Source organism: Bradyrhizobium sp. Ken51 (assembly GCF_055807435.1).
On record NZ_JBVVPB010000026.1, the window covers coordinates 80301 to 96461 of the forward strand.

Consider the following 16161-nt stretch of genomic DNA (forward strand, 5'->3'; position numbering starts at 1 on the left):
CGCCTCGAGCCGACCACAATCTCGTTGGGTGCGGCACCGGGCATAGTTCGTCCCCTATGGCGCCGCTAAACTCCTGAAATCATTTGATCCAAAATAGATATTGGCGAGGTCCGAAGGGTGGTTACCAGGCAAAGTATGCCCCCTAAGCCGCATGCGCCAGCGACCGCAAAAATGCAGTCAAAATGGGCGTTTCCAGGATCTTGGAAGGCCTCGCATAAGAAGGCATCTCCGAAGAAGTTTCGGCTTGTTGGACTAATCGCCTTTTGAACGATCATCGACGAAGTCGCGAGGAATCGGAAAGCCGTACCCGAGCATGAGCTATGGTTGGTGGTTAAAAAACCGCCGAGCTTCCCGCTCGACGGGTTCTTTGCACGAAAACGTCAGATCGTGGGGATCTGTTTACAGCGCATCCTTAGTGGCCTTCAGCGGTCGCACGCGGACGATCTTCCGGACCGGCTTGGCTTTGAACATCATCTCTTCGCCCGTAAAGGGGTTGGTGCCCTTGCGCGCCTTGGTGGAGGGTTTCTTGACCACCACGAATTTCGCGAAGCCGGGGACGAGGAACACGCCGCTCCGTTTCAGTTCCCTATGGCCGACGTCGGTCAGCGTCTCCATGACGCTCTTAACGTCTCTCTTGGAAAGTTCGGTACTGACAGCAATCTTTTCGATCAGCTGTGATTTGCTCAATACCCTAGCCTGCGGTCCTGCTGGGAGCAGTGGCAGCGTGCTAGGCTTGGGCCGCGTGGGACGAGGCGGCGGTCTGATCCGATAACTACGTTTCACCATCTCTCAGCCCTTGAGAAAGAAAGGCTATGCGCATTGGGACCTTCAATGCTGTGAGCCATTACTTCTTCTTTTTGGCGACCTTCTTGGTCTTCTTGGCTGTTTTAAATCGTTTTGGCGGAGGACGAACGCTGGCATGAGATTTCGGCTCGTCGACCTGTGTTGGGCCTCTACGGGTCATACAGCGCTCTCGAGGTTGCGCCTTCCGAGCAGCTTTTTCCAAATGGAAACGTGCTCAGATTCCAACTTGTACTCATAGGCATGAAACGCGATGAAGTGTCTAAGTACGCGCTGATGAGGAGGAATCCACACTCGGTTGCGACGCTTCATGTCCGGGTCGCTTGTGGTCGCATCCAAGGCTGCATTGTAAGCAAGGGCATCTAAGGCCCGGAGCGGCATCGGCTCGTCACCTGCAATGGTGAAGAGCTTTGCATTGTAGCGCTTCTCGCTTGGCTTGGGATCAAGTTCGATTTCGGCCAGCATATCGTTGTATTTTTTCTGTAGAAACTCGTGTGTTCGCGCGCGGTACCCGAAGTCGAACGTGAGTTGAGCCGTGGCAAATATAAGTACTCCAAACTCCAGCCAGCCTTCTTCGAAATGAATCAGTTTCGCTGCCTTTCCCGCAACCCCTGCACCAAGCACGATAACGAGGAAATTTAGAAGCCTATTGGAAAGGTCGAAGAAATTTCTTCGCGCCACGTGATATATTGCGCAGCGAAGCGCATCAAACTTTGGACCAAAAACGTAACCTTCGGTATCGGGCAACGCGTCGTTGCCCGCCGTCGTAGCTTCAAGCGATAAGTCCGTCCATTCGCTCACTTCTTCGGTGGCGGCGATGATGGGGCCGGCGCGGGGCGAATAGGAACGTGAGTGCCCGGATTGGGACTGCTTGGGCGCGGTGGCGGCGAAACGCCAATATGCCTCACGTGATCCGACATTCCTGTCTTCCCCTTAGAATGAGATATGCGAACTATAACTGATTCGCCCCTCGGATCGCGCGGTTGTGCTGTTTCCATGAATAGTAAAGAAGGTCTGGTGGCTGGCTGATGCGGGACAGTTGTCGGGGCGCTGCGGGGGGTATCTGTAGCTTGCGCTGTGCTAACATCTGACTGAAGTGTGTAGTCAGCAGCCTTCGTATCTCTTCAAATGTCATTCCGCGCTCGGTGCCGTAATGAACGAGTTGTTGAGCGGAATAGCTTGATGCCCGTGACAAGCGCAATGCTTCCTTCGGATCGGGGGTTAGTAGCGAAACCTTTACGCTCGACGACCTGTGCTTGAGCGAAGCCGCAATGCGCAATGGCCATCGAAAATAGTAGATGCCGTGACGTGACACAGCCAGATAGGACGGAACAAACACGACGAAATGCCTCACCGAAATGTCCCACCTGCGGGCATCCCGGAACCAAGGCTTTGATTTTTCGAGGAATGGTGGGCCCGGCGGGACTCGAACCTGCAACCAGACCGTTATGAGCGGCCGGCTCTAACCATTGAGCTACGGGCCCCACCCCCGAAAGGTGTCTGCGCAGGATCGTTTACAGGTCGACCAGCATTTCGGCAATCCCATATCGCTTCAGGCGAACTGGGCGGCTCGCAGATCACGTTTAGCGCAGGTGGAAGCTCGCGAGGCGCCGCCCGTCGAGGATCATGTTCAGGCGTTGCGTGCTGCCGACGAAATCGACCACAGCTCATGATGGAATCGGGATGGTGCATGCGACACGGTTTCAATTGTCCAAACCAGTATCGTCGGCGATCTCGCGTCGGGACATTGGCAGCGAGATAGCGGAGAAGCTGGTCGTCCAGGCCAAGTGTTGGCGCGGGTCGAGAGCTGAAAATCATGCGAGCACGAGCCTCGAGTACCGGGAGGGATGTTCCGGGTCGGACAGGCTGCGATGGTTCTCGCATTTTACGCCGGCAGCTCTCGCAGCTGTGTCAATGAGGCTGTAGCACCGCGACACCATGCGCGCTGGAATGACCCGCAGATCGCTAAACAACGGCGTGATCGCTGTGCGAAAGGCGGGCCGGCCCTAGAGCTGCAGAAGGTGAAGTAACGGCGCCGGTAGGCTTGGCGCGATCGGCACGTGAGCATGGCTCCGCTCGCCTGGAAACATCGGCTGAGGGCGAACAAATGAGCGGTCTTAAGCTCACCGGTTTTGCGACCATCCCGCTTCAAGGCTCAGCTTTTGGGGGGCCGTCCGATGCCCCCCATCGAGCGACCCGGTTCGGTCGATGAATCCGATCCGTCAGGTAGAAAAGACCGAGAAGCGTGTTCGATAGCAGGTTCGCCAAGGCCAATACGTACACGCACCAGAAAACCCGGAAGATGGTTGGGCGCCAAGTCGCGGCCGCTTCAGACAACCAATATTTGTCGGTGAGGAGATAGACGTAACCAACCACGTAGAGCACCAGCGTCAGGAACGCCATGTAGCCAAACAAGAACGACAAAAAGCGGCGACGGCTCAAGTTCTCAAAATAGCTCTCCGTGTTGACCGTGTGCTCGAGCCGAACAGGCGGTTCGCCAGGCATGGGGTCATCCATCTCCTGCTTGCCGAAAGTCGCTACTGCGGCCAGCGCAGCGATGAAAAACCCGGTCAGTACGCCGAGGAAGTTGCTCAGCTTCCCGATGATGTCCAGCGACCCAACAGCGTCCTTCACGAATTCGGATGAGAAGGCAGGCAGAGAAAAGAACGCCCCCAGAACTATCGGCAGGCCGTAGTCGAACTTCCACTTCTCGGGGTGAGCTATCCTCAGATACTGCAGAGGAACGAGGATCCGCCACATGGCTGTCTATCCAACGAAGTTTTTGATCTTCGAGATCAGTTCATCGCTCATCGTGTCGGAGATGTCCGGCAGAGCCTGCCGCAGTGTGACCTCAGCAGACTTGACAAACAAGGCCTCTCCAGCATCGACCCTGGCGGTGTCCACTTTGGCACTGTGAGCTTTGCTTGCTTGCGGCTCTTTCCATCGGACGCGCATCGCTTCATAGTCGTTTTTGCGCGCATATTCCTTCAGTTTTTCAATAAGGTTCAGCGCTTCACCTTTCGGCAATGCCTTCGCGATCGAGAGGCTAAGGTCACGCCGCACGGATCGAATGAACTGGGATTCGTCGAAACCCAGGTTCTTTTCGCGGTAGTTGATCAACTCGACGTGGAGCAGCCGACCTTCCTTGATCGAGTCCTTCAGGCGGTCAGAGGCGTGTCCGGTCAAGTCGACCATCGGACGTGTCTTCAAGGGCTCTTTTGAGCCCTCCCGCTTGAACGTGAGCCCCTGATCATCAGAGATCGTTTTGAACTCTGCTCGCAAAAATCCTTGAATCAAGGAACGGCCAAAGCCCGAGACATCCTCGTAGACCATGCGGTACAGATGACCGCCTTTTTGGGTAGGCTTCAGCGAGATCACCGCATGGACGGAAAGGCCGCCGGCCTCGTCATCGGCGCGCTTTGGGATCCTGACCTTTCCGGTCTTGAAATTCGTGAAGCCTGGATCGGCCTTGTCCCGATCCCCAAGGCAAAACAATAGCGCGATCGCCGCAGCGCCATTCGAGAGCTTGATCTCCTTCAGAGCCGAAAGCCTGATGACGCGCCGTTCGTTATCAATCACCTGGAAGCAAAGATCGCTCGCCTGCCTCTTCTTCAGGTAAGGAATGAACTCAGCCAACGATAGTGCCGGCGCATCTGATGGATGAGGTGTCATGGCAAGATCAAAAAACAGGATGAATCGCTGATTGCCTCGTAGCATTGTGCCCCCGGTTTGCTTTCCGGGAACATCGCACACCAAACGATATAATCAACAGAATTGGTCAATCTACCACCAGTTGATCGGTCCGGGCGGGCCGGAGAAATCTTTCCATATTGTCCTGCAAGGTTGTTGGGAAGTGCAGAGCGCGTTTCGCGCCCGTGCAGCACCAGCAGTTGATGCGTGGTTACGTGAAAATCGGCTTGTTATCCGGGCCAGCCACGAGTTGATGTCAAAACCGGGAATCACAGAACCGTCGACTTCGACTCGATGGTAGAAAAGCGAAAACAGCGGTGCGACACCCAGCGGATTTGGGTAACACCCACTCGTGGCCGGCAGCACACGACGTGCAAAGTTGCGATGGCGCTCGAATTCGGCGTTCGGGCGATCTTTTTCGATGAATTCCACCGCATTGATTGTGCAAACCTGGGATCTTTGGAGCAGCGGACGTGTGCGTCAGAGAGATTTCAGCCCGTTGCTCCGATCCGAGAACCGATCTTCCCAGATCTGGGAGCAGCGTGTCGGCGGAGCTAAGTGATTTGGTGCGGCGCCGGTGCACGACACCACGATCGAGCTTGATTTGAACGTGAATCTTGGCGACCCCACTCTCATTGGTGAGAGGCACTAGGCTGGCAAGCAACAGCGGCCGACCTGTAGGGCGGGTCTTGCTGGAAGTCACGTACTTCGGGCCACGTCGCGGCATTCTCAATAAGTGACGGAAGTAAGCGCGTGACGGTTGAACAGGATCGGCCCGGCAAATTGTCCTCTCGAACGTTGTCAGCAACAACAAACTTTGAGTAACAGACGCCGACTTAAATCTTTCCGGGTGCGTGACTGCGCCTGCAACTGCAGGCATGGCCGCGATAGGACACTCGATGCGTGGCCGACTTGAATAAATCCGGCAAGAGCTGCGTTAAGCAACCTAATCTGTAGAACTAGAAAACGGCGCGTTACGAGTCTATCCTCGCTGCCACCGGGGCTGGACTACATTTATTCACGATGGCATTTTCAACCCGGAAGGCCGCCGGCGAGATCGTCGGCGGCCTTTTTCAGGGATGATCGGATAGAATTGGGCCGATCTAGATGCGATCGGCCTCGGCGCCACAGTCGCTGGTTGGTTTTACGGAATTGGCCCGCCAGCCCGGCGGTGCCGCACGGGGGGCGTTAATGCACGATTGGAAGAGGGAACTCGACGCGCTGGTCGCTGAAACGATGGCGTTCACCAAATCGCTGAAGGTGGAGATCGAGAGGCCGAGGCCTGAGCTGAAAAAAGACGTTGTGCCGCATGAGCTCAGTTTTCCCAACTATGGCGGCAGCGAGCGCGATGAGATCAGGAAGCGGATCGAGAGCTTCAAAGCCCATCAAGAGCGCTTCATGCGCGAGCGCGAGGAACATGCCGAGTCGCTGCTGCGTCGGATCAGGCCGATGACGAAGCCCTAGGAGAGTTCAAGCTCGCTGAATCTTCCTGGCCCCGCCAGATCCGCTCGAGGGCCTCTTCTCAAGTGATACATGCTCAAACGGGCGGGATATTTCGGCGTTCGAGATAACCGAGCCCTAGAGTTGGATCACCCCGAACCGATAATTTGCAAGCTCGGGTCGACTATTCCCTCAGGGTTTTCGCTCCCCTGAGGCCTGAAAACTGCACTGCTTTTTAAGAAGCCGCAGGAATCCTGCTCCAATGTCGGAGCCGCTGACGATCGGAGTTCTTTCGTACGCGATCGGCCAAGCGCTCCACCAAATGTTTTTGGCATTGACCAAAACTAAGAACATCACATTTAGACTCTGTTCGAAGATCTAACGGAGGCTACAGTCCAATGCGCAACCTTCTCCTTTTTTGTATGCTTGCACTTCCGATCCTCGCCGGCTTCGGATCGCCTTCGCTCGCCGCTTCGCGGGGGCATTCGTACATTCCACCGGCTCGGCAGGACGTTTATTGCTTGCAGGGACGCGCCTGGGGATATCCGGGCAATTGCCAGTTCTCGACCTATGACCAGTGCATGGCCACTGCCTCCGGTACCTTGGCCTATTGCGGGATGAATCCAACCTACGCATTCCAGCGACAAGGACAGCAATTGCGCTGATGCGTGATAGACAAGCGTGATCGAGCTATCAATATTTGCTCATGGAAATGGATGCGCCGGCTCTGCAGCTTAAGGGTTGAGCTTTCTGCCCGGTTGACATCCTGCGTGAGTAGGGTCGTGCTCTCGGTTGCACCAGGATGCAAGCCTGGAGCTTGTCGGCCTCACATAGCGTCTGTTGCTGACCGGAGTGAGTGGGTTCCTCCGGCTCCTCGGCGCGACTGGCGTATGGAATTCACCCGCCCGTCCTTCCTCAATAAGCAGGCTGGTCTCGGTGGACAGGTGTCTACGGCCATGGATCGTCGGCAGCGCTGCTGTAGCCGGCCTATGGGCCTGCCCGGCTCGAGGCATTCTGCGTGTGCTCCCCAGGTCGGGGCGAACTGAAACCGTTCCTAGAGGTCAGTTCGGTTCGCGTGAAGCGTCCCACCATCTGCTCGAGCATCGCCAAAGTCTGTCCGCTGCGGTCACGGTGGGACTGGCGTTTGCGTAATAAAAACCTGCTGTTGCCTTGTTTTGTTATTCATTCGCTTGGAGGCGGCAGCCCGCTGACCGCGATCGTGCTCGATGCCCTGCTGTGGGAGCCCCTCACGTGCTGCGGCGAGCGGGCATGTTTTTTACCCCAATGGATTCCGCCCCCATCGGTCCTGTCCAGCTACTCACGACCTGCTGACAGGAGGACTCGGTGCGCTGTCTTCCTGCTTCGACGCTTTTTGAATCCTCGCGCAGGCGGGGCTTTATGCGGTCGCCTGAGACACCGTCCTCGTAAGTATCGCGCTTGCCGGTCGATGGGCACAGAGCCGAGGCCACGGGGCCGCTGAAGAGCTGAACTTTTTAAAAAAAATTTTGAACCGGGCTGTGCCGAACTGCTTGCGGCGGAGGAAAGAGGCAAGACATGCTTTTCGCGTCCAGGTTCGTGTGACGAGGGTCTCATCGAAGTCCACACGTGCAATGGCCGATCCGCGCCGCTTGGGCAGATGGCTCTAGCGTGGTTCGGGCGACTCACGGTATCCATCATTCGCTATGACTTACCGCACAATGAGAATAAAATGGTTGCAGCCACCCGTGAATTGCCGGCCTCTGGTTACGCCCTTGAAGTGGACGGTCGTCTCAAGGCCGAGTTTGCGACCAGAGATGGCGCAAAGGCGGGCGGAGAAGAACTGAAGAAGCGTTTTCCTATGCTTCAGATCAGGATCTATGACGCGCAGACCAATGCGCGCGAGGAAATCTAGATCCTACGACTAGCGGACTCTTCCGCTTGCGCGCGTGCGGCTTTGGCCGCATCGGGCTCTCGTGAACTGAGCCGCTTTGCGTCTCGGCCGTGCGGCGTCGATCCCTCGCGCAAGGACTGCGGAGCTCCTCGCCGGGGGCACTCGGAAAAGGGGCTCGCCTGCGGCGATCGCTATCACTGCCCCGTTCCCGGGTGCCGCTATTGACCGGTCTCGTCGCTGCACTCGGACCCGCGTGCCCCTTCGGGTCGCTATGCTCACGCTCTCCGGGTGCCATTTTCCGTTGAGGCGATGCGCCCCTGGCGCACACCTGGTCGGGCCTGCCGCCCTGGCTAGCTCAATGCAATTCCCATGAACTTCCGATGGAAGGCGGGCTGCGTCGCAGATTTCGCATTCTCTCAAGTAGAGGCGAGAGTCAGAGTGTCGGCCGGGTTTTGCCGTGACGGGTTATAGGCTGCGAGAGAGGCTCGCGGCGCCCGTCGCGGAGATCCGCGATGTCCAGACATCATCCTCGGGTGCGCACCGGCGAGGACCGGGCAAACCTTTATGACGACATCACCAGCAAGATCATCACTGAACTGGAGGCCGGCCGAGTGCCGTGGGTGCAGCCTTGGGGTACCGCGGCGGCGAAGGCGCCTCTGGCCGTGCCGAAAAGCGCAGCGTCCGGCCGTCAATACAGCGGCATAAACATCTTGATTCTCTGGGGGGCCGCCACGGAACGCGGATTCACCGGTCAGAGCTGGCTCACATTCCGCCAGGCGCTGTCGCTCGGTGGTCACGTCCGCAAGGGCGAGCGCGGCACGACCGTCGTCTACGCCGACCGCTTTGTGCCGGTCGACGAAAAGCGCCGCGCACACGAGACCGGCGAGGAGGCACAAGCTGTTCCATTTTTGAAGCGCTTTACGATCTACCTGATCGACGTCGAGAACGCGATCATCGTCGATGTTGAGGCGACTACGGCGATTCGGCACGCGGAGGTGCTGGCTGCCAAGCGCATGATTCCGCTCGCTCGAACGGTTCGATCTCTATCCAAGCCGGCTCCTCGGCGACAGCGGTTATGTATAAACCTTGGTATCGGTCCGTGACCCCTTACGTACAATTGAGCCGCCTCTACGATCGCCTTATCTATAGGGTGTGCGGTAGCACTCCCGCTATCGCTGCCCTCCTTGGGCGTTTCCTCCCTAGACTTTGGGCCGCTTGTGGCGACGCAGGCGGCCTTTCTTTTTGGGGGCACCCCATCGGCTTCGGGAGGAATTCAGGTTTATGCCGTCGTCCGTAACCTCAGACGTGCAACCGCTACAGCATCACCAGCAACCAAGCCGCGATCCTCGCGCCCTTGCGCGATCAATCGCAGCTTGAACACGGACGGCTTCGGGGAGGTTAGCTGGTCCCCGCGCCATCCAACCGCGCCAGCCCAGCCTCGATCACGACGATATTTTCCTCGATCTGCTGGACGTTGTCCGGAAATCAAAACCTGCACGTGCCGTTAGGTCCACCGCCAGCTTCCGGCGCAGCATACTGAGGCCCTCCGATTGTTCAAGCGAACGTAACCGTCCACAATCAGTTCGATTGCGTTTGGCATTCCCACACCCGTCGTCATCGACTGACACCGAACCGCTTACCCAGCGACACCCCTCGAAACGGCCTCTCTTTGCAAATTGTCTCCAGCAGCCGTCAAATGAGACCCTTTGGTCAGACCGAGCCGACCTAGCATCAGGAGAGCAAGGGGGCTGCACACTTCAATCGATAGACCGGCTCCCAACGCAATGGCGCGTTGTTCATCCCGTTGAGATCGGCCCATGAGATGCCTTCCATAATGCGCCTCCGTCGCAAAGAACTATCCAAAATCTAAACGCGCGACCGGATGATCGCATCACCTTCGACGCGGAATGGACCAACATGGGCTTGCACCAGACCTCCGCCCGCCACGTACTCTCCTCGTTGGCGAGCTGCTTGCGGCTGCGAAACATTCCCAACGCGACACGTCTTCTCGTCGCCGAGAACCGGCGGCCGGATCTCAGGCTTGACCAAGATGAGCGCGCCAGGGGTCTGTGGATTTGAAACATCAAGGGGAATACATTGAACTTCTCTATCCCCACATCCAGTAAGCCGATAAGTGAGTCGTACCAGCTACGGAGCGTTTGCTGCGGCAATCCATACATGAGGTCAAGCGAGAGATTCTCAACGCCCATCTCATTCAGCAATTGTACGAGTTGTACTACCCCGTCCACGCGGTGCCCGCGGTTTAGTATGCGTAAGATGCTCGGATCTAGACTCTGGGCACGCGACTGCAACGCCGCCATGGTCGTACAGATCCTTTACGGTGTCCCAGCAATCCACGTGCCACCAAAGGCATTTGCGAGCCTCCCTTGAACAGCGCAAAGCGATGTGCTTCGCGTCCGCTGGCGGAATACTCGGGCCTCAGTGTCTGGTCCCGGACATTAACGTCTTCAGCCGGACAGGGCTGAACGCGACAACGCGGAATGTTGAATGATGATGGCGGCCTCTCATGCCGAAGTCGAGATCCGCTCCAACCCGACCTTACGACCGAATCGCTCGGCTGAAGAAGGCAGCGTCGTGGCACGTGATGGATATGCTAATTCGTCACCTTGTTGCGCCGGGGGAGGCGATGTAGAAAGTCCGTCTGCTACCATCGGGTAGCGTCCACGTCTGAGCCCGTTGTGAGGAGACTGATATTTGCAGTGTGCGCTTTCAGTCAGTTGCGGACGCCTTGCACGCGGCGCCACGTCATCAAGATCACCGGCCTCGCCTTCGACTGGGTGTCGACACCTCGGCGTTTACTCCTGTTGTCACGAAGGCACAGCCGCTCCGTCGAGAGGGTCTGGAGGCACTTCGAGGACAAAGGTTCGCGTGGCCGGACGGTCACCCTGAAGGTGAGGTTCAACGATGCGAGATCATCGCGCGGAGCAGGACGAGACGCGTCCCGATTTCGAGCCGCAGCGAGCTCGAACACTTGTCGGTCGTCTTCTTTTCAAACGAGATACCCGCTCCAAAGCCGATCCGCCTTCTTGCCTTCACGCCAGGGCGAACCCAGGCCGAGCTGCAGCTCGGCCTACCAATTTGAGTCCGCATCGATCAGAATCAAGGCCGCGGTAGAAGAGTAGAGCGCGAGCCCTCGTGCGCAGCGCGGCAGAGTTTACCTCAACTGCGGGAATCCCAAGGTCGAAAGACTTACGGTAGGATAGGCGTCGATGTTTGAATACACCACGACCGCTCTATCGCGAGCGGTACTTGACGAGGTCTGCGAGACGCTTCCGCGCAAGGAGAGCGGCGCTCGCGTGGCCTCCAAGATCGTCGAGGCCGCAAAGACCGACGAAACAACGCCGAACCTGCTGCGGCAGATCGGGCGTAAAGCCCTGGCCCTAGCGTCCATCATGTGGCGTTGATCGGGCGAGGTGCGGAGTGAACTTCCAGGTCACAGTCTTGAAGATCCTGGTGAGTTACCCCCAAGGATTTGCCGTGATGGCGGACCTCAAGCGCGACATGGCAATCCTCGCGACCAGCGGCCCGGAATGGGCCGAGCGCACCAAACGGCTGGCCGCGCGCGTTCCCGGGCTGGACATTTTTTCTGACGGCCTCGTTGAACGCCAAAACGGCGGTTGGAAAATCACGGTGAGAGGGCGAGTTGTGCTCGAGACCATGGAGGCGCGCCGAGGCCAAGACGAGCCGACGGGGAAGGTCCCAGTCGAGACGGCCTGGCCGGTGCCATCGTTGCCCAGCCCTCGGAACGAGCGAACCGCCGGCGCGAGCGTTTCCAGCGTCGCCGCGAAGCCCGCGAACGCGCGCGAGCGCATGCATCTTGAGGAGCAGCCGCCGAGTTCTCCGAGCCTGCGAAAGTCAAATCGTTGACTCGCCTGTTGCGCACACCAACAGGTCCCCTGCGTAGGACGTGTGGGAGCGATATTGGACTATGCACGCCGGCAGCGGCGAAGCGCACTCCGGCAGCGCGACACGCGCGGCAAAGCGAACCGGTGCCTTTGGGCGTACCGAGCGGCACGAGCGCTGGTGCTGTTACGGTTGCGGAGTCCCGAACTCCCAACTTTGGCCCCATCGGCCCGACCATGAGCCCGGCCCAGTACTGATTTCGTCCAGACCAGTACTGACTTGCGCTTGAATAGTTGGGGTCAGCGTTCGGCGCACATCGGGGTGAAGTTGCTCTCCGATTCTACAATGTGACGCTTCCCAACACACTCGACGATCTGGGATCGCTGAGGTCGTAAGAGCGGCAATGTGTGGGTGAGAGATGGTTAATGTTCGATCTGCAAGACATCGTCAAGCCTTGAGCAGCCCACCGGTGACGACTACAGGCGCGTGGAACGCCGCGAGTGCGGCAGGTACCGGATCACCGGTTCGATATTGCAGATGCTGGACTCGCCGACTGAAACAAGAAGAGCGTCGCGCGGTTGAGCCATGCGACGCGTGCGATGTCGAAGGCGGAGTTCGAATCGCCGAGATAAACTCGTTCAACATGGACGACATGATCAAGCTTTTATCGACGCTGTGCGGTGATTCTTCGCCGATCATCATTTGTGCATTCCGAAAAAACCGTGGCTTCGTAAGATTGGCAACAGCTCATGAAGGTTGTTAATCGTGTAGTCTGGATGCGCCGCTTGCAGGCGCGCCTCGGAAACAAATCCCCCGGTAATGGCTATACTTATCAGTCCGAGATTCCGTGCAATATCCGTTTCGATCGGCATATCGCCGACAATGAAGGTTGACGCCGGCTTCAAGTTGTTCTTCTGCATGTATAGACGAAGACGCTCTCCTTTGCTCGTCGATTTGTATTGCGTGTCGCGGCTTTCAAACGCGAGCACATCGTCGATGCAGTCATTGATTCCAAGTCTTCTCAATTGGTAGCGCAGAGGGTCGACTATATGGTTGCTCACGATGATGGACGAAGCCCCTTCTCGGCGCGCCAACTCCAAGACTCTGCGCGCACCCTCGCGCAGGTCGGCTCTGCCCGCAAGAGCCTCGTAGGCGTCGTGAAACATTGCACTCCCATCGCGATCCACCGTCGCAAGCTCGTCTTGCGATAGTCCGAGACCGCGAAAAAGAAGAGACAGCGGAACGTCGCAATGTTCCCGAAAAGTCTTCATGTCGATCGTTGTGCGACCAAAGCGATCTAGTATTGCATTGGTGGTTTCGAGCAGTGCGTAGGCGTCGTCGAGCAGTGTTCCATTCCAATCGAAGACGAGAACCGGTTTCATGATCTGACCTTAAGCATGGATTCCGTGCGGGTACCACCGTCGTTCGCTATGTATAGGAGCACCGAACTACCTGGGCATCGACACACTAGATGAGTTCAAATACTGGCGGGAATGGAGACGATTGACACACCCGCGACCAATCGAGCAAGTTTCATTTTGACCCCTGGGCCGGGCGACTGCGAGGCCGTCATGATCGTAACGGGCTCTCTACGGTGTCCCAGCAATCCACGTGCCACCAAAGTCATTTGCGAGCCTCGCTTGAAGAGGGCAATACCATGTTCTTCGGCTTCGGCGACGGAACACTCGCGCCTCAGTGTCTGGTCTCCGACATTAACGTCTTCAGTAGGATACGGCTGAACACGACAACGCGAAATGTTGAATATGACGGAGGCGCCATTGCGAGTTCTCGCGAGCGGCTCTCCTTGGAGAGGAGGCCTTTGCGCTGAAGACGCTCCGGTTGCCATGGGAAAGTCGAGCTTCAGAAGGCGACTGCCTGAGCAAGCAGCGGTTTGAGGACCGCGAACCGATCTCTCGTGGAGAGCACTCGCGGTCCTTTGCAGACTCGAGCTTCGCTGAATACGCCTCAGGTCCGATCATCATCCGGGTTGGGGACGCGGCCCTTTCCACCGCACTTACGTCAACGGTTACATCCAAATGCATGGGCAGGGCGACGAGGCTAAAGGCCTCGCACAATTCCCGCCGGAATATCTGACCGCGCAACGCATTTGCCACCTGCAAGATCGCCAGAAATGGATCGATGACTGGGAGTACCAACCACCTGAGAATTCAAAATGACTGACAGGCTCACCACGCCGAACGCAGAAGCATTGGCCTGCCGTCCTATAGCGCGCTGACGGTTATCGCATCGACCTTAAGCTCCGGATCCGCCGTTCTGCTCGGTGATCAATTGGGCGACGCGCAGCAGGGCACCGCGTCCATAGCGGCGGGGGAAACCAAGGTGTTCGGCCCGTTCGCTGTGACGACGCGGCATGATCTGCAATGCGGCAGCGGCACCGTGACAGTTGAGATCGCACCGGCAGGTTTCGCGAGCGTCACATCCGACATCGAGCGCATGGTTAAGCTGACGCAGAGCGATCATGACGCACTTAATCTGGCCGACGATGCCACTCTCTAAGTGGTCGTTGACTAATAGGAGAACTATCATGAACTCCCATATTCAAAATCTCGTCGACCGTATCCCGATATGCGATCTCGCCTGTCAATAGCGTTCAAATTTGGCTCTGACTCACTCTTGATGAAGTTCAAGCGTCGGCTCGCGTTGGTTTCACAAAGGAATCAATATGATGCAGCGAGCCCTACGTCCGTCGGCGGTCCCTCGCGGATTTGACGTGGAAAGCGCCTTTTGTGATGGCGCTACGACCGTGATCACCGTATGCGCCACGTGCGGAACGAGTCTCTGTCCCAGCTGCGGTACCAGTTCTGGGCGGATCCATTGCCGATATCAGAGGCGCCTAAATGATCTGCCGCTGGCGGGGCGGCAGGTTCGCCTCGTGGTCGTGGCGCGCCGCTTCCGCTGCGTTACTGTTCTATGCGGTCGGCGTATTTTCACCGAGCGCTTCGACGAGGGCGCTCTGGCACCGCGGGCGCGGCGAACGACGCGGCTCGATCTGATCGTCCATCACCTTGGGCTTGCCTTGAGTCGTCGCCCGGCGCCGAGTTTTGCCCGTCGATGCTGCCCGTGAGCAACGACACATTGCTTCGGGTGGTTAGAAAGCGCGGGTGTCCGCCCTTTGCTCCGCCGAGCGTGATCGGAATCGACGATTGGGCCTAGCGGCGCAATCAGAGGTACGGAACGATCATCTGCGGCCTCGAGCGGCGCCGACCAATCACTCTCTTACCCGACAGAGAGCCAGCCACTGCGCAGGCCTGGCTCGCGGGCCAGCCACAGATCGCTGTGGTCGCGCGCGACCGCGGCGGTGGTTACGCCCTTGCTGCGGCCAAGGCACTCCTGCACGCCACCCAGGCCGCCGACCGTTGGCACCTCATGGAGAACGCCAGTCACGCCTTCGTGGATGTGGTTCGCAAATCCATGCGCCAGGTCCGCATCGCGGTCGGCTCCGCCACCATAAAGCCCACTTTATTGACCGCCGCCGAGCGCATTCAATATGAGGGCTATCTTCGGCGAGAAGACACGAACGCGGCAATTCTCAAACAGGCTGAGACGGGCGTCTCCATAAAGGAGATCGTACCGCTCACCGGCCATAGCCGGGCCTCATCCGCAGGGTATTGCGAGGTCAGCGATCCGACGTGTTCAGGGTGCGCGAGAGCTCGCTCGAGCACTACCTGCCATGGCTGGATGTTCAGTGGGCCGCTGGCCATTGTAATGGCGCCGACCTTTGGCGTCGCCTCAAGGCGCAGGGATTTAGAGGCTCGGTGCGGGTCGTTGCCGAATGGGCGACATGCCGTCGGCGTGCCGAAACGCCCGATGCTCAGAGCCTGCAGCGCGTACCATCCGCGAGAACGATCGCGCGCCTGATGACCAATGGCCGCGATACGTTATCAAAGTCAGAAACCGTCACCATTGCGGCGATTGAGCAAGGCGTTCCTCTCCTGGTGGAAGCTCGAGAGATCATAGCCGCTTTCCATGCGATGATCCGCAAGAAGGCTCACGTAGAGCTTGAACCATGGTTGGAACGAGCATGCGCAAGCCTCGTCATCTCTTTCGCCAACGGCGTCATCAAGGACAAGGCCGCCGTCAGCGCAGCGATCACGACGTCCTGGTCCAACGGACAGACCGAAGGCGAGATCACCAAGCTCAAACTGGTCAAGCGCCAAATACGGACGCGCCAAGCTCGACTTGCTGCAGGCTCGGCTAATCGTACTGCGTCATAACTTCCGCCGTGATGTTGGGGCGGTGCTGCCGCAGCAAGGACATCGCGGCATGTTTTTGATGAGCGCTTTGATCAACCGCACACGCAGGGTTGCGATCGAGTTTGGAATGTGGCGTTCAGGCCGCAAGGGGGGATCCTCTGGGTCTATAACCCTCGGGTAGGACAGATGCCCGGAACGGCGCGGAGCGACGAGTTGCTGAGGGGGGAATCGTCTCCTTCTCGGAGACCAGGAATCCGTAGGCTGCGATGCACATCGTGGCGT

At 58.0% G+C, this 16161-nt stretch carries 12 protein-coding genes, 1 tRNA gene and 5 pseudogenes; 10 read left to right on the plus strand and 8 right to left on the minus strand.

Annotation, left to right across the window (positions count from 1 at the left end; genetic code table 11):
• Positions 1–399: 399 nt before the first annotated feature.
• The 5 genes from AC0L27_RS31810 to AC0L27_RS31830 form a co-directional block, all read right to left on the minus strand.
• The gene (locus AC0L27_RS31810; protein WP_473321630.1) at positions 400–687 is read right to left on the minus strand and encodes an HU family DNA-binding protein; all 288 of its coding nucleotides are present in this window, start codon (positions 685–687) and stop codon (positions 400–402) included.
• Positions 688–960: 273 nt separating this feature from the next.
• A complete protein-coding gene (locus AC0L27_RS31815) occupies positions 961–1602 on the minus strand; it encodes a hypothetical protein (protein WP_473321634.1) in 642 nt (213 codons plus the stop codon).
• A gap of 607 nt (positions 1603–2209) precedes the next feature.
• Positions 2210–2285 (minus strand) — tRNA-Ile (locus AC0L27_RS31820).
• 664 nt (positions 2286–2949) lie between these two features.
• A complete protein-coding gene (locus tag AC0L27_RS31825) occupies positions 2950–3561 on the minus strand; it encodes a hypothetical protein (protein ID WP_473321636.1) in 612 nt (203 codons plus the stop codon).
• A gap of 6 nt (positions 3562–3567) precedes the next feature.
• Positions 3568–4518: a hypothetical protein gene (locus tag AC0L27_RS31830; protein ID WP_473321639.1), complete on the minus strand. Its 951-nt coding sequence runs from the start codon at positions 4516–4518 to the stop codon at positions 3568–3570.
• Positions 4519–5598: 1080 nt separating this feature from the next.
• Here AC0L27_RS31830 and AC0L27_RS31835 point away from each other — a divergent pair.
• The 8 genes and pseudogenes from AC0L27_RS31835 to AC0L27_RS31870 all read left to right on the plus strand — a co-directional run bounded on the left by AC0L27_RS31835 (position 5599) and on the right by AC0L27_RS31870 (position 11643).
• Positions 5599–5955, plus strand: a complete 357-nt coding sequence (locus AC0L27_RS31835; protein WP_473321641.1) for a hypothetical protein — start codon at positions 5599–5601, stop codon at positions 5953–5955.
• A 374-nt stretch (positions 5956–6329) separates the two neighbouring features.
• Positions 6330–6596: a DUF3551 domain-containing protein gene (locus AC0L27_RS31840; RefSeq protein ID WP_473321643.1), complete on the plus strand. Its 267-nt coding sequence runs from the start codon at positions 6330–6332 to the stop codon at positions 6594–6596.
• A gap of 1043 nt (positions 6597–7639) precedes the next feature.
• On the plus strand, positions 7640–7822 hold the full coding sequence (locus tag AC0L27_RS31845) for a hypothetical protein (RefSeq protein ID WP_219685460.1): 183 nt from the start codon (positions 7640–7642) through the stop codon (positions 7820–7822).
• 491 nt (positions 7823–8313) lie between these two features.
• A pseudogene (locus tag AC0L27_RS31850) lies at positions 8314–8739 on the plus strand (ArdC-like ssDNA-binding domain-containing protein); the annotation flags it as partial.
• A pseudogene (locus AC0L27_RS31855) lies at positions 8722–8878 on the plus strand (IS5/IS1182 family transposase); the annotation flags it as partial. The pseudogenes AC0L27_RS31850 and AC0L27_RS31855, both read left to right, overlap by 18 nt.
• A 1721-nt stretch (positions 8879–10599) precedes the next feature.
• Complete coding sequence (locus AC0L27_RS31860) at positions 10600–10944, plus strand: DinB/UmuC family translesion DNA polymerase (RefSeq protein ID WP_473321660.1); 345 nt, start codon at positions 10600–10602, stop codon at positions 10942–10944.
• Between the two features lie 87 nt (positions 10945–11031).
• The gene (locus AC0L27_RS31865) at positions 11032–11226 is read left to right on the plus strand and encodes a hypothetical protein (RefSeq protein WP_473321645.1); all 195 of its coding nucleotides are present in this window, start codon (positions 11032–11034) and stop codon (positions 11224–11226) included.
• Positions 11227–11242: 16 nt separating this feature from the next.
• A pseudogene (locus tag AC0L27_RS31870) lies at positions 11243–11643 on the plus strand (hypothetical protein).
• Positions 11644–12112: 469 nt separating this feature from the next.
• Here AC0L27_RS31870 and AC0L27_RS31875 read toward each other — a convergent pair.
• Both AC0L27_RS31875 and AC0L27_RS31880 read right to left on the minus strand, forming a co-directional pair.
• Entirely contained in the window at positions 12113–12367 is a 255-nt protein-coding gene (locus tag AC0L27_RS31875; protein ID WP_473321646.1) for a hypothetical protein, read from the minus strand.
• Positions 12364–13047 (minus strand): HAD family hydrolase, encoded by a 684-nt coding sequence (locus AC0L27_RS31880; RefSeq protein WP_473321648.1) that lies wholly within the window; start codon positions 13045–13047, stop codon positions 12364–12366. The genes AC0L27_RS31875 and AC0L27_RS31880 overlap by 4 nt, the downstream gene beginning before the upstream one ends.
• Before the next feature lie 907 nt (positions 13048–13954).
• On the opposite strand from AC0L27_RS31880, the gene AC0L27_RS31885 reads away from it, so the two are divergent.
• Both AC0L27_RS31885 and AC0L27_RS31890 read left to right on the plus strand, forming a co-directional pair.
• Positions 13955–14182: a hypothetical protein gene (locus AC0L27_RS31885; protein ID WP_473321651.1), complete on the plus strand. Its 228-nt coding sequence runs from the start codon at positions 13955–13957 to the stop codon at positions 14180–14182.
• 166 nt (positions 14183–14348) lie between these two features.
• Positions 14349–15886 (plus strand): annotated as a pseudogene (locus AC0L27_RS31890) (ISL3 family transposase); the annotation flags it as partial.
• Between the two features lie 129 nt (positions 15887–16015).
• Here AC0L27_RS31890 and AC0L27_RS31895 read toward each other — a convergent pair.
• Positions 16016–16161 (minus strand): annotated as a pseudogene (locus AC0L27_RS31895) (IS701 family transposase); the annotation flags it as partial.

Excerpts from the sequence above, each read along its gene's own strand:
- AC0L27_RS31840 (WP_473321643.1), top strand. The coding sequence starts at position 6,330 with ATGCGCAACCTTCTCCTTTTTTGTATGCTTGCACTTCCGATCCTCGCC.
- AC0L27_RS31875 (WP_473321646.1), bottom strand. The coding sequence starts at position 12,367 with ATGATGATCGGCGAAGAATCACCGCACAGCGTCGATAAAAGCTTGATC.
- AC0L27_RS31865 (WP_473321645.1), top strand. The coding sequence starts at position 11,032 with ATGTTTGAATACACCACGACCGCTCTATCGCGAGCGGTACTTGACGAG.
- AC0L27_RS31845 (WP_219685460.1), top strand. The coding sequence starts at position 7,640 with ATGGTTGCAGCCACCCGTGAATTGCCGGCCTCTGGTTACGCCCTTGAA.
- AC0L27_RS31830 (WP_473321639.1), bottom strand. The coding sequence starts at position 4,518 with ATGCTACGAGGCAATCAGCGATTCATCCTGTTTTTTGATCTTGCCATG.
- AC0L27_RS31825 (WP_473321636.1), bottom strand. The coding sequence starts at position 3,561 with ATGTGGCGGATCCTCGTTCCTCTGCAGTATCTGAGGATAGCTCACCCC.
- AC0L27_RS31835 (WP_473321641.1), top strand. The coding sequence starts at position 5,599 with ATGCGATCGGCCTCGGCGCCACAGTCGCTGGTTGGTTTTACGGAATTG.
- AC0L27_RS31880 (WP_473321648.1), bottom strand. The coding sequence starts at position 13,047 with ATGAAACCGGTTCTCGTCTTCGATTGGAATGGAACACTGCTCGACGAC.